8 protein-coding genes are annotated in these 14043 nt (G+C 74.2%); 4 read left to right on the forward strand and 4 right to left on the reverse strand.

What is annotated here, in order from left to right; genetic code table 11:
* Positions 1 to 4 precede the first annotated feature (4 nt).
* Complete coding sequence (locus ABD284_RS09875; protein WP_344142357.1) at positions 5 to 598, reverse strand: FtsB family cell division protein; 594 nt, start codon at positions 596 to 598, stop codon at positions 5 to 7.
* 164 nt (positions 599 to 762) lie between these two features.
* Entirely contained in the window at positions 763 to 2046 is a 1284-nt protein-coding gene (eno, locus tag ABD284_RS09880) for a phosphopyruvate hydratase (protein WP_344142358.1), read from the reverse strand.
* 567 nt (positions 2047 to 2613) lie between these two features.
* On the opposite strand from eno, the gene ABD284_RS09885 reads away from it, so the two are divergent.
* Both ABD284_RS09885 and ABD284_RS09890 read left to right on the forward strand, forming a co-directional pair.
* The gene (locus ABD284_RS09885) at positions 2614 to 3537 is read left to right on the forward strand and encodes a sulfite exporter TauE/SafE family protein (protein WP_344142360.1); all 924 of its coding nucleotides are present in this window, start codon (positions 2614 to 2616) and stop codon (positions 3535 to 3537) included.
* A 226-nt stretch (positions 3538 to 3763) separates the two neighbouring features.
* On the forward strand, positions 3764 to 5203 hold the full coding sequence (locus tag ABD284_RS09890) for an FtsW/RodA/SpoVE family cell cycle protein (RefSeq protein ID WP_344142361.1): 1440 nt from the start codon (positions 3764 to 3766) through the stop codon (positions 5201 to 5203).
* 12 nt (positions 5204 to 5215) lie between these two features.
* Here the strand turns inward: ABD284_RS09890 and ABD284_RS09895 are convergent, their stop codons facing one another.
* Complete coding sequence (locus ABD284_RS09895; protein WP_386699474.1) at positions 5216 to 5995, reverse strand: MazG family protein; 780 nt, start codon at positions 5993 to 5995, stop codon at positions 5216 to 5218.
* Positions 5996 to 6064: 69 nt separating this feature from the next.
* Positions 6065 to 7624: an adenylyl-sulfate kinase gene (gene cysC / locus ABD284_RS09900; protein ID WP_344142362.1), complete on the reverse strand. Its 1560-nt coding sequence runs from the start codon at positions 7622 to 7624 to the stop codon at positions 6065 to 6067.
* Positions 7625 to 8261: 637 nt separating this feature from the next.
* Between cysC and mfd the strand changes: the two genes are divergently transcribed.
* Both mfd and ABD284_RS09910 read left to right on the forward strand, forming a co-directional pair.
* On the forward strand, positions 8262 to 11879 hold the full coding sequence (mfd, locus tag ABD284_RS09905) for a transcription-repair coupling factor (protein WP_344142363.1): 3618 nt from the start codon (positions 8262 to 8264) through the stop codon (positions 11877 to 11879).
* A 256-nt stretch (positions 11880 to 12135) separates the two neighbouring features.
* Positions 12136 to 13809, forward strand: coding sequence for a Wzz/FepE/Etk N-terminal domain-containing protein (locus ABD284_RS09910; RefSeq protein ID WP_344142364.1), 1674 nt, complete (start codon positions 12136 to 12138; stop codon positions 13807 to 13809).
* The last annotated feature ends 234 nt before the right edge of the window (positions 13810 to 14043 follow it).

Here is a 14043-nt window from a genome sequence, read left to right on the forward strand (position 1 = left end):
CGCCTCAGCCGGCGGGCCGCCCTTCGGACGCGCTCCCGCCCTGCTCCGGGCTGTCGGCCTCCAGCACGGACTTCCACAGGCGGGTGAACCACGGCTCGCCCGATCCCGCCGCGGCGTCCGCGTCCTGGTCATCGGAGTCGGAGACCACCACATAGGCGCGCTCGCCCGGGTACTGGTAGTGCAGCCGGGTGCGTGCCTCGCGCTCGATGTAGGCCGGGTTCTTCAGCTGCTTGCTGCGCTCCTGCAGGTCGGCGACCGCCTGCTCGGTCTGCGCCTTCTCTTCGCGCAGTTCGGCGATGCGCGCGCGCTGGGCGAGGTACTCGCGCAGCGGATAGGCCAGGCTGAGCGCGATCACGCAGATCACCAGGGCGAGGATCGCGGCGCGGCTGGTGAACGCCGGGCGCGTGCGCCCGCCGCCGGAGCCCGACGGCGCTCCGCCCCGCCCCGCCGGCGCACGGGAGCCCGATCCGCCGCCGGCACCGCGCCCCGGGCTCGTGGCAGCGGTGCCGCGGCCGCCACCCTTGCCGGACCCGCCCTTCGCGCCGGTCTTGGCGCCTCCGCCGCGGGTCGTGGACGAGGGGGCTGCGTCGATGGGCACGACCTTGGACGACTTCGACCGGCCCCCGCCGGCCGTCCCGCCCGCACCCGGGGTTCCGCTCCCACCGCCTTTGGCGCCTCCCGAAGCACCAGAGGCCGGCGGCCGGCCCTTCGCGGGGCGCGGCCGCTTCGGCTGCTCTGGCACCTCGGGCATAAGCGGTCAGACTAGCCCTGCGGGCGGAAGCGCGGGAAGGCCGACACGCCGGCGTAGAGGGCCGCGTCGTCGAGCTCCTCCTCGATGCGGAGAAGCTGGTTGTACTTGGCCACGCGCTCGCTGCGGGCGGGGGCGCCGGTTTTGATCTGGCCGGCGTTGGTCGCCACGGCGATGTCGGCGATGCTGGTGTCCTCGGTCTCGCCGGAGCGGTGCGAGATCATCGCGGTGTAGCCGCTGCGCTGGGCCAGCGAGACGGCGTCCAGGGTCTCGGTCAGCGTGCCGATCTGGTTCACCTTGACCAGGAGCGAGTTGGCCGCGCCCTCGGAGATGCCGCGCTGCAGCCGCTCGGGGTTGGTGACGAACAGGTCGTCGCCCACGATCTGCAGGCGCGAGCCCAGCGTGGAGGTGAGCTGCGACCAGCCGGCCCAGTCCTCCTCGTCAAGCGGGTCCTCGATGGAGACCAGCGGGTAGGAGTCGGCCAGTTCGCCGTAGTAGGCGGCCATGTCCTCGGCGCTGCGGTTCTTGCCCTCGAAGCTGTAGACGCCGTCGGTGCAGAACTCGGTGGCGGCCACGTCCAGGGCCAGGGCGATGTCGCGGCCGGGGGTGTAGCCGGCCTTCTGCACCGCCTCGATGATCAGGTCCAGCGCCGCGCGGTTGCTGTCGAGGTCGGGGGCGAACCCGCCCTCGTCGCCGACGCCCGTACCCAGCCCGTGCCCCTTCAGGACCGACTTCAGCGCCTGGTAGACCTCGGCGCCCCAGCGCACGGCCTCGCGGAAGCTCGCCGCTCCCACCGGCGCGACCATGAACTCCTGGATGTCGACGTTGGTGTCGGCATGGGCGCCGCCGTTGAGGATGTTCATCATCGGCACCGGCAGCACGTGGGCGTTGGGGCCGCCGATGTAGCGGAACAGCGGCAGCCCGGAGCTGTCGGCCGCCGCGTGGGCGGTGGCCAGCGACGCGCCGAGGACGGCGTTGGCGCCCAGCCGGGACTTGCCGGGGGTGCCGTCCAGCTCGATCATGGCGCGGTCGATGAGCCGCTGCTCCTCGGGGGCGAAGCCGATCAGCTCGTCGGCGATGTCGTCGTTGACGGCGGCCACCGCCTTCTCGACGCCCTTGCCGCCGAAGCGGTCTCCGCCGTCGCGCAGCTCGACCGCCTCGAACTGCCCGGTCGACGCGCCGCTGGGGACCGCCGCGCGCGCGGTGGTCCCCTCGTCGAGCAGGACCTCCACCTCGACCGTCGGGTTACCGCGGGAGTCGAGGATCTCCCTCGCCTGCACTGCCTCGATCGACGACAACGTTGCAACTCCTTCGATTCGCGTGCGGACCCGGCTCAGGCCCTGTTGCGGATGGGACTCGGCAGGTGCGGCTTCCCTGCTTCCTAAGCGCAGGCCCCACCCGCACCCTGTGCGATCCGCCCCGAGCCGCGGGCGTTGTGGAACGGGCGTGCACCGGTGCCGCCGACCGCCCGCTCAAGCGGCGCCGACGGCCGCGCGGAGTCGGCGCCCGTCCACCCCACACCCTAGCGATTAGGGCCTGCCTCGGTCGTGTCGGCCACCCGAAATTGGTCTAGTCCACGCTAAGCGGCCGCCGCGCCGCTCCCCGCCGCCAGGGGTGACCGGTGCCGTGCGCCTCCGGTGGGCGCGACACGCCCGGGATACCTGCCGCTCAGCAGGCGCGGCGCCCTCCGGGCCGGCGCCGCCGGGTCCCCGCCAGGCACGGATGAACGCCGCCCGAACACCGGCTTTCCGCAGAGAACTCCCCGGCCGGACAACCGTCGCACCGACGCATGGCGTCTATCCCTACTAAAGAGGTATAAATAGAGGTGTTACTTCGACATCCCTGATCCCGGAAGGCCGCCCGTTATGCAGACGCTCGTCCTCCTGGGTTTCGTCGGCCTGCTGGCGCAACTCATCAACGGCAGCCTGGGCATGGGCTACGGGATCAGCACGACCAGTGCGCTGCTGGTCATCGGCACGAGTCCCGCGCTCGCCTCGGCCACGGTCAACCTCTCCCAGGTCGGCTCGCAGATCGCCTCGGGCTTCGCGCACTGGCGCTTCGGCAACGTCGACTGGGGGGTGGTCTGGCGCATCGCGCTTCCCGGCGCCCTGGGCTCGTTCGTCGGCGCCGTGTTCCTCAGCCGCCTGTCCACCGACGCCGCCGGCCCGCTGATGTCGACGATCCTGCTCGTTCTGGGCGCCTATCTGCTGGCCCGGTTCACCTTCCGCGACCTCCCGCACCCCGACCTCAGCCGCCCGCTGCGCACCGTCTTCCTCGCCCCGGTCGGCCTGTTCGCCGGGTTCATGAACTCCACCGGGGGCGGCGGCTGGGGCCCCGTGGGAACCTCGGCACTCCTGGCCAGCGGGCGGCTGGAGCCGCGCAAGGTCATCGGGTCGATCAGCGTGGGCGAGTCGGCGGTCGTGGTCGCCGGCAGCATCGGCTTCGCCGTCGGCCTCGGGTTCGGCGGCATCAACATCACCTGGGTGGTCGTCCTGCTGCTGGGCGGACTGCTGGCCGCGCCCATCGCCGCCTGGCTGGCCAGCCACGTGCCCGCGCGCATGCTCGGCTCCCTGGTGGGCGGGCTGATCATCTTCACCAACACCCGGGTCCTGCTGGACAGCGAGGCTATCGGCGCCTCCGCCGGGGTCTCGCTGGCCGTCTACTGCGCGGTCGCCCTGGGGTGGGCGGCCGCCGTCGCCTGGTCGCTGCGCGCCCACACCGTCGAACGGCGCATGCGGCGCGCGGCCGCGGCGCCCGAGCACGTCGGCGCCACCGAGGCCGCCGACTGAGCCCGTCCGGCGGGGGCGACCACGCGCCGCCGCCGGGGCTGTATCCGAAACCGCGTTTTCGGCCCTGGCTACAGGGAAGATGGCAGACGCGCGCCCATGCCCGACCCACCTGCCGCGGCCGGTGCCCGTCCCCTCGCGCCACGCACCCCGCTCGATCCGCGGCCCCAGGCCGCAGGCGCGTGGAGAGGCGGGACCGACCGGCGCAGCGCACCGAGGCGAGACGGAAATGGCGACACCAGCAACCGGCGCGAACGCCCCGCTGCCGAGCGTTCCGACGCGCCGCCGCAACGCCGAGCTGGTGATGACGCTCTTCGCGGTAGGCGTGTTCGCACTGATCCTGAGCCTGGCCGGCCTGCAGGTCGACGGCCGCGTCCCCGACCGGTTCGCCCTCTACACCTGCGTCTTCGGCGGGCTCGCCGCCACAGCGCACATCGCCGTGCGCTTCCTGGCCCCCTGGACCGACCCCCTGATCCTGCCGCTGGCCACCGTGCTCAACGGCATCGGCGTGGCCGTGATCTGGGGACTGCACGCCTCTGCGGGCGACGGGCCGCACGAGTCCGACCGGCAGCTTCTGTGGACCGCGCTGGGCATGGCCGCCTGCATCGCGGTCCTCGCGGCCGTCCGCCGCCCGGCGGCGCTGCAGGGCTACCGCTACATCACCCTCATCGGCGGGCTGGTGCTGATCATGCTGCCGATGCTGCCCGGCGTCGGCATCGAGGTGTTCGGTGCGCGGCGCTGGATCGGCTTCGGCGGCTACACCGTTCAGCCCTCGGAGTTCGCCCGCATCCTGCTGATCGTCTTTCTGGCCGGCTACCTCGGCCACAAGCGCGACGTGCTGGCCCTGGCGGCGCGCCACCTGCGGGTGGGCGAGGTGAAGGTCTTCAGCCTGCCGCGGATGCGCGACCTGGGGCCGATGACCGCCGCCTGGGGCGTGGCCCTCCTCCTCCTGGTGGGCACCCGCGACCTGGGCACCTCCCTGGTGCTGTTCAGCGTCTTCCTGGCGATGCTCTACGTCGCCACGCGGCGCAAGTCGTGGGTGGGAATCGGCCTGGCGATGTTCCTGGCGGGGGCGACCGTGGCCTGGCAGGTCTTCTGGCACGTGCGCCAGCGGGTGGCCATCTGGCACTCCCCGTTCGACCCGGACGTCTACCGGGCGGTCGGCGGCAGCCGCCAGCTGGTACAGGGCCTGTTCGCGCTGGCCGACGGCGGTCTGACCGGGATCGGGTTCGGGCACGGCCGCACCGCCGGCCTCTTCGCATCCGACAGTGACCTGATCCTCGTCTCCGTCGGCGAGAAGCTGGGCCTGGCGGGTCTGATGGCCGTCGTACTGATGCTGCTCCTGCTGGCCGAGCGCGGTTACCGCACGGCTCTGGTCTCGCGCGACATATTCGCCAAGCTGACCGCCTCCGGAAGCGCGTTCTTGCTGGGCTTCCAGGTGTTCGTGGTGCTGGGCGGCGTAACGCGGCTCATCCCGATGACGGGCATGACCACGCCGTTCTTGTCGGCGGGCGGCTCGTCGCTGGTCTCGACGTGGATGATCATGGGCCTGTGGCTGCGGCTCAGCGACACCGCGCGCCGCCCCAGCTCCGCCGTGCCCAACCGCGACTCCGCCGGCATGCCCGAAGCCGGGCAGCGGCCGGGCCGGGCGTTCTTCCCGTCACCCTGAAGGCCGCCCGGCCTACCAGTAGGCGCGCCACTGCTCGGGGGTCAGCGAGCGCGGGTCGAGGCCGTCGGCGCGGGCGGCCGCCTCGGCCGCGCGGACCCGGGCGTCGAAGCGCCGTGCCGCCGAGCGCAGGTCGATCTCGGGGTCGGCGCCGCGGCGCCGCTCGTCGGCGACGCCGGCGAACAGCGCACCGCCGCCCTCGCCGTCGTCGCCCACCAGATCGTCGGGCACCCCGTTGCTCACCGCCCGCTTCTGCAGCTCGTAGGCCAGCAGCGCGGCGGGCTGGCCGAAGGGCACGCCCTCCAGCACGGAGTCCCCGAGGCCCTTCTCGGCGCGCTCGGCGGCCTTGATCTCCTCCCAGTTCGCCCGGACGTCGTCGGCGCCGCCGACCTCCGCGCCGCCGAAGACGTGCGGGTGGCGGCGGGTGAGCTTGTCGACGATGCCGGCGGCGACGTCGTCGATGGTGAACCCGTCGGCGCCGCGCTCCTGGGCCACCCGGGAGTGGAAGACCACCTGCAGCAGGACGTCGCCCAACTCCTCGCGCAGAGTCGCCAGGTCGCCCTGCTCGATGGTCTCCAGCGTCTCGTAGGCCTCCTCGATGAGGTACTTGGCCAGCGAGGAGTGCGTCTGCGAGGCGTCCCACGGGCACTCCCGCCGCAGCACGTCCATCACCTCGACCAGGTCGAGCACCCGGCTGCCGGGCGCGGCGCCGCCGGTGCCGCCCGCATCACCACCCGCTGCACCGCTCGGCCCGGCGCCGCCGTCCGGCTGGGTCCCGCCGCTGTTCGGGTTCATGGCTCGGTGGCCCCTTCCGCTCCCAGACTCCCGATTCCTACGGACTCCCCGGCTTCCGGCACTCGGCCCTCAAATGCTCTCGGCCGGCAGCCAGCCCCCGGCGCGCAGCGCGGAGAGCACCTCGGCGACCGACTCGCCGACGGAGCGGCCCTCGGTGTCCAGCACCAGCTCGGCGTCCTCCGGCTCCTCGTAGGGGTCGGAGATCCCGGTGAACTCGGGGATCTCGCCCGCCCGCGCCTTGGCGTAGAGGCCCTTGCGGTCGCGCGCCTCGCACACCTCCAGCGGGGTGGCCACGTGCACCAGGAAGAAGTCGCCGACCTCCTCGACCATCGCGCGCACCTCGGCGCGCGTGGCGGCGTAGGGCGCGATCGGCGCGCAGACCGCGACGCCGCCGTGGCGGGAGATCTCGGCCGCGACATACCCGATCCGCCGCACGTTGAGGTTGCGGTCGGCGCGGGAGAACGTCAGGCCCGCCGAGAGCATGCGGCGTACGACGTCGCCGTCGAGCAGCGTGAGCGTGCGTCCCGACCGGCGGATGCCCTCGGCCACGCCGCGCGCGATCGTGGACTTGCCCGAGCCCGAGAACCCGGTGAAGAAGACGGTGAGTCCGCGCTCGGTGCGCGGCGGCCGGATGCGCGCCAGCTCCGCGGCCACGCGCGCCGGGGTGAACCACGCGGGCAGCGCGAGTCCCCGCGCCAGCGTCTCCTCGACCTCCGCCTCGTCCGGCAGGTCGGCGGCCGCCTCCGGCGCCACCTCGCCGACCGGGCGCCACTGCTCCTGTGCGGTGTCGTAGGCCCAACCGGGGGCGGCGGCCACCGGGATCGGGGTCTCCTCCTCGGTGCCGGCCGACGGCGCGGAGTCGAGGACCAGGAGGCGCGTCGCGCCGTAGGCGGCGGCGACGTGGGCGTGCAGCAGGACGCGGCGCCCGAGGGCCGGCCCGGCGGCGCCGTCGGAGCTCCAGCGGGGCAGGGTCGCCACGACGAACCGGGCGGGTGCGGGCAGCAGCGGCTCGGCGGCCAGCACGACCGGGGCCAGGCCCTCGGTCTCCAGCGGGGCGTCGATGATCACCAGCACCTCGGCACGGTCGTCGCCGGCCAGCTCCTCGGCGGCGGCGCGGATCTGGTGGAGCTCGCGGTGGTGCAGGGGCCGGGCCGTGACCACGGCCAGCACCGGGACGCCGCCGTCGCCGGCGAGTTCGCGCTGGCCGCGGATCTCTCCCGGCGAGAGGCGCAGGTGGCGCAGCGCGCCGTAGACGGGAGGCTGGGCGAAGCGGACCTCGCCGGCCAGCCGGTGGCCGGGCGCGGCCGCGCCGTCGCCGTCCTGGGCACCGGCCCACCAGCGCTGCCCGACCCGCAGCTCGGCCAGTGGCGCCCCCTCGGGGTCGGTGAGCGTCAGCCGCTCGGCGTCGGCGAGCTGGTCGGGCACGGGCAAGGTGACCGGTACCGGCCACGGGGTGCCGTCGGGCAGGCGGCCGCGCTTGGCGACCGAGGAGGCCTCCTCGCGGGTCATGAACCCGGCCAGCGGGTAGGCGCCGTTCAGGATCAGCTCCAGATGGGCCAGGCTCACCGGATCGGGCGCGAACACCGGTGCCGCCGCCTCGTCCCCGCTGCGGTCACTGCTGTCGCTCAACCCGGCCTCCCCGTTCGTCTGCGCTGCCACACCGTCTGCGCTGCCGCATCTGCGCAACAGCGTATTCGGGGATGCGTGTGGACGGCATCCCGCCACCGCCCGCGGGCGCCCCGACGAGGCGCGCCGCGCGGGTCGGCGGTGCCGGCCGCCCGCGCGACCGCCGGGAACACCCGGGGCGGCGAAGGCGTTACCGGTATTGGTCGTGCAGGACAGCGACCGACAGGCCGTCCCGGTACGGCCCGCTCCAGCGCGCCCGGCAATCGGGCGTGCACAGGTCCGTACGGTTCCGTCGACCGAACCGGCGGGGGTCCCGTGCGCCTTCGGCGCAGCCCGCCGACACGTTCTCCGGACGACCGCGCCCCGACCGCCGCCGCATGCGCGGCCCGACGGGCAGAACGGAGAGACATGACCCGGACCACATTCCGGATACCCGACTCCGTGCACCCGCGACCGGCGGGCGGCGTAGGCTTGCCCATGGGGAGTACGACCACCCGCCGCGGCCCGCGCACCGGTCCTCGGCGGCTCGCGGCCGATGCCCTGCACACGGCCGCCGCATCCGCCGGACACCCGCTCCCCCGACCGCGCACCGCGGAGCGCAGCACGGCCGAATCCCTGTCACAGCCTTCCCTCTGGTGATATGAGCCTTACCGGACTTCTCTCGGTCGTCGCAGACGACCCGGCCCTCAGCCAGGCGGTCGAGACCGCCCGCATCGGCCATGACCCGCACCTCGACCTCGTCGCGCCGCCGTCGCTGCGCCCGTTCGTGATCGCCTCGCTGGCCGCCGGCGCCCCCGTGGGCGCCGAGCGGCCGGTGCTCGCCGTGACCGCGACCGAGCGCGAGGCCGGCGACCTCGCCGAGGCGCTGGAGTCCCTGCTACCGGAGAACTCGGTCGCCCTGTTCCCCGCGTGGGAGACCCTGCCGCACGAGCGCCTGTCGCCGCGTTCGGACACGGTCGGTCAGCGCCTGGCCGTACTGCGCCGCCTGGCCCACCCCGACCCCGCCGACCCGCTGACCGCGCCGCTGCGCGTCGTCGTCGCACCGATCCGCAGCGTCCTGCAGCCGTTGGTGGCGGGGCTCGGCGACCTCACGCCGGTGCGCGTGCGCCCGGGCGACGAGGTCGAGCTGGAGGACCTGGTCCAGTCGCTGGTCGACGCCGGCTACGCCCGGGTCGACCTGGTCGAGAAGCGCGGCGACATCGCCGTGCGCGGCGGGATCCTGGACGTGTTCCCGCCCACCGAGGAACACCCGCTGCGCCTGGAGCTGTGGGGCGACCAGGTCGAGGAGATCCGGTACTTCCAGGTCGCCGACCAGCGCTCGATCGGCGAGGGCGACCAGTCCGAGGCGGCGTCGGGGCTGTTCGCGCCGCCGTGCCGCGAGCTCCTGCTCACCCAGCCGGTGCGCGAGCGCGCCCGCGAGCTCGCCCAGCGGTATCCGGCCCTCGCCGAGGTGCTGGACAAGCTCGCCGAGGGCTCCTCCGTCGAGGGGATGGAGGCCTTCGCCCCGGTCCTGGCCGAGCGCATGGAGCCGCTGTTCAACTACCTGCCCGAGGGCGCGCACATCGTCGGCTGCGACCCCGAGCGCATCCGCACCCGGGCCCTGGAGCTGGAGGCCACCAGCCGGGAGTTTCTGGACGCGTCCTGGATCAACGCCGCGTCCGGCGGCGAGGCGCCCATCGACCTGGGCGGCTCCGCGTACAAGTCCATCGCCGAGGTCCGCGCGGACGCCGACGCGCTCGGGCTGCCCTGGTGGTCGATCTCGCCGTTCGACTCCGGCTCCGGCGCCGCTTCGGCCGAGTCCGCGGACGACGGGGGCGGCCGCGCCGGCGACGCCGGACTGGAGATGGGCGCGTCGGCCGCCGACACCTACCGCGGCGACACCGAGCGCGCCCTGGCGGACGTGAAGTCGTGGCTGCACGACAGCTGGAGCGTCGTGCTGCTGACCCCCGGGCACGGGCCCGCCGAGCGGCTCGTGGCCATGCTGCGCGACGCCGGCCTGGGCGCACAGCTGCGCTCGGAGGTCGACACCCCGCCCGACCGCTCCGTGGCCACGGTGGCGACCGGCGTGATCGAGCACGGGTTCGTATGGCGCTCGGTGCGGCTGGTCGTGCTGACCGAGACCGACCTGGCCGGGCAGCGCTCCTCCACCCGGGACATGCGCCGCATGCCCAGCCGGCGCCGCGGCACGGTCGACCCGCTGCAGCTGAAGTCCGGCGACTACGTGGTCCACGAGCAGCACGGCGTGGGCCGCTACATCGAGATGGTCAGCCGCAACATCCAGGGCGCCACCCGCGACTACCTGGTCATCGAGTACGCGGCCACCAAGCGCGGCCAGCCCGGCGACCGGCTCTTCGTGCCCACCGACCAGCTCGAAGAGGTCACCCGCTACGTCGGCGGCGAGGCCCCGACGCTGTCCAAGATGGGCGGCGCCGACTGGTCCAAGACCAAGAGCCGCGCACGCAAGGCCGTACGCGAGATCGCCGGCGACCTCATCCGGCTCTACAGCGCCCGCCAGGCCTCGCCCGGGCACGCCTTCGGAGCCGACACGCCGTGGCAGCGCGAGCTTGAGGACGCCTTCCCCTACGTCGAGACCCCCGATCAGCTCGCCGCGATCGAGGAGGTCAAGCAGGACATGGAGAAGCCGGTGCCGATGGACCGGCTCATCTGCGGCGACGTCGGATACGGCAAGACCGAGGTGGCGGTGCGCGCCGCGTTCAAGGCGGTGCAGGACGGCAAGCAGGTGGCGGTGCTGGTGCCCACCACGCTGCTGGTCCAGCAGCACATGTCCACCTTCTCCGAGCGCTACGCCTCCTTCCCCGTGACGGCGCGTGCCATGTCGCGCTTCCAGACCGACAGCGAGGCCGAGGCCACCCGCGAGGGCCTGCGCAGGGGCGAGATCGACGTCGTGATCGGCACGCACCGCCTGCTGTCCAGCGAGACCAAGTTCAAGAACCTCGGATTGATCGTCATCGACGAGGAGCAGCGCTTCGGCGTCGAGCACAAGGAGACCCTCAAGCGGCTGCGGACCCAGGTCGACGTATTGGCGATGTCGGCGACGCCTATCCCGCGCACCCTGGAGATGGGCATGACCGGCATCCGCGAGATGACCACCATCCTTACACCGCCGGAGGAGCGCCACCCGGTGCTCACCTTCGTCGGGCCCTACGAGGAGAAGCAGATCGCGGCCGCCGTCCGGCGCGAGCTGATGCGCGAGGGCCAGGTGTTCTTCGTGCACAACCGGGTGGCCTCGATCGACAAGGTCGCGTCGTCGATCAGCCGCCTGGTGCCCGAGGCCCGGGTGGCGTACGCGCACGGCCAGATGAACGAGCAGCAGCTCGAACGCGTCATGATCGACTTCTGGGAGAAGAACTACGACGTGCTGGTCTCCACGACGATCGTGGAGTCGGGGCTGGACGTCCCCAACGCCAACACGCTGATCGTCGACCGCGCCGACACCTACGGCCTCTCGCAGCTGCACCAGCTGCGCGGGCGCGTGGGGCGCGGCCGCGAGCGCGCCTACGCCTACTTCCTGTACCCGCCGGAGAAGCCGCTGAGTGAGACCGCGCACGAACGGCTGGCCACGGTCGCCCAGCACACCGAGACCGGCGCGGGCATGTACGTGGCGATGAAGGACCTGGAGATCCGCGGCGCGGGCAACATCCTGGGCGCCGAGCAGTCCGGCAGCATCGCCGGAGTCGGGTTCGACCTGTACGTGCGCATGGTCGGCGAGGCCGTGCGCGAGCTCAAGGGCGACCCGAACGCGGGCGCCGAGGAGTCCGAGACCAAGGTCGAGCTGCCGATCGACGCCCACATACCGCACGACTACGTGCCCGGCGAGCGGCTGCGGCTGCAGGCCTACAAGCGCATCGCCGGCGTCGGCAGCGAGGAGGACATCGCCGCGGCCCGCGAGGAGCTGGTGGACCGCTACGGCCCGCCGCCCGAGGCGGTGGCCAACCTGCTGGAGGTCGCCCGGTTCCGGGTGCTGGCCAAGCGCGCGGGTCTCACCGACGTCGTGCTGCAGGGCAGCCAGATCCGGTTCGCGCCGGTCGAGCTGCGCGAGTCCCAGCGGCTGCGGCTGCGGCGGCTTTACCCCAAGGCCGTGTACAAGGAGCCGGCCCAGACCCTGCTGGTCCCCGCACCCAAGGCGGGTGGCCTGGGCGGCCGCCAGTTGCGCGACCTGGAACTGCTGACCTGGTGCCGCGAGCTGGTGGGGGCCGTCTTCGAACCCGGCAAGCAGGACACGGCCGCCTCCGCCTGACCCGGGGCCGCACTCCGGCTTCGGATACACCGGAAGCGCGCGACCGCCCGGAAACGGCGCGCCGCACCCGGCGCCGGCGCTCACGCGGCGGCGAGCCGGGGTGCGGCGCCTTCGCGCGCCCGCAGTCACCGCCGCACTCGGGGCGGCCGACCGGGCCGGTCTTGCGCGTGGATCACCGGCACCCGACCGCATGGCGACTACTCTTGGTGTTCTCTACAGCACTGGTAGTGGTATTCGGGAAGGGGGGCGGGCCGGTATGGACACCTCCGCCGAAGGAGACCTCGCGCACGCGGCGGCCACACTGCGGCGCCGGTGGCGGCTCGTGGCGGCTTGCGCCCTGGCCGGACCGCTGCTGGCCTCGGGTGCGCTCCTGGCCGTGCCGCCCACCTACACCTCCACCACGGCCGTGCACGTCCGCCCCACGGGCGTCCCCGAGATCACCGGTGAGCGGGCGGGCCGCACCAACGGCGAGGTCAACCTGGACACCGAGGCGCAGATCGTGCAGTCGGCCGAGGTGACCGCGGCGGCCGCCGAGCGGATCGGGCCCGGTGCCGATCCCGTCGAGCTGCGGCGCGAGGTCGAGGTCAGCGTGCCCCCCAACAGCAGCGTCCTGCGCATCTCCGCACCCGGCCCCGACCCCGCCGAGGCGCGCCGCGCCTCGGCCGCCTTGGCCGGCGCCTATCTCGACTACCGGGCCCACCAGGCCGACCGCCAGATCGGCGACACCCTCTCCGCCCTCCGCGACGAGGCCGACTCCCGGTACACCGAGCTCGACCGGCTCTCCGCGGACGGCGGCGGCCTCGAGCAGGGCCGCATCGCCGCACTGCAGAACGAGATCACCGAACTGAACAAGGAGATCCACCCGCTCGCGGCGCTGCGCTCGTCGGTGGTTCCCGCGCAGGTCATCACCCCCGCCACCACGCCCGAGGAGGCGACGTCACCGGCCCCGGCGGTGTGGCCGGCCGCGGGAGGCGCGCTGGGGCTGGCGGCCGGCCTCGCGGCGGCCTTCGGCGCCGAGCGGCGCGACCGCAGGCTGCGCACCGTCCGCGACGCCGAGCGCGCCGCGGGTGTTGCCGTACTGCTGCGCGCGCCGCGTCCCGGCGGCCGCGCGCACCGTGGCGAGCGGGCGCGGGCGCGAGCGCGAGCGCACCAGGAGGCCAACCGGGGCGCGCTGAGCCTGGTCGCCGGCCTCGGCCGCCCCGGCGGCGACCGGTCCGGCGGCGCGGTGGTACTCGTGCCGGGGATCAGCGGCGGATCGGCGGCTGCGGCGGCCGAGGAGCTCGGCGCCGCCCTGGCGCGCGTCGGCACCGACGTACTGCTGGTCCGCGCCGACCCGCCGTCCGCCGAGGCGCGCGACGGAGCCGAGTCCTCGCCGGCCGGGGCGGGTCTGGCCGACGTACTGCTCGGCGGAGCCGACCCCGTCGCGTTGGAGCGCCGCACTGCGGCGGCGCCCGGCCTGCGCATCCTGGACTACGGCGGCGCCGACGCGGCCGGCGTGCTGCAGCGCCCCGCCACGGCCAGGTTGCTGGAGCGGCTGCGCGAGCAGGCCGACGTCGTCGTGGTGGCCACCGCGCCCACCGCCGAGCGCGCCGACGCCTACGCACTGGCCCGCTGCGCCGACGCCGTCGTCCCGGTGGTCGAGCTGGACACCGACCGCGTCGGCGCCCTGCTGTCGGCGCTGGAGGCGTTCGCCGCCGTCGGCGCCCGCGTCCCGGGCGCACTCGTCGCGGAGTCCGCCCGGGCCCGCAAGCGGAGGCCGCACCGCGGCCGCCACGGCCGAGCGGGCGACCGGACCCGCAGGGCGGAGGAGCCCGCCACCGGAACGGGGGAACCGGACGCGGCCCACTCGGCCTGCGCACCGCACGGTTCGCCGGCCGGGTTCCCCGGCGAGGACCGGCAGGACGGCACCGATCTCACCCTGCAGCGCTGATCGGGATGCCCGCAATCCCGCCTCCCGGCACCGCCCGGAGAACCCGCCGCCGCGCCGGCCGGCCGACCGGCGGCGCCGCTGCGGCCCGCACGGTCGCCCGGGGAAGGACGAGACGATGAGCCGGCGGTCTCCGCAACCTCCGGCGGAAGCCGCCGGCGCCGCACCGCCGACCGCCGTGCCCTCCCCGACCGGACCGGGGTTCGCCGCCGGCGCTCCCGCGCCGGGAGGTGCGCG

It is taken from the genome of Streptomonospora arabica (genome assembly GCF_039531585.1).
In the GTDB taxonomy this organism is placed as follows: domain Bacteria; phylum Actinomycetota; class Actinomycetes; order Streptosporangiales; family Streptosporangiaceae; genus Streptomonospora; species Streptomonospora halophila.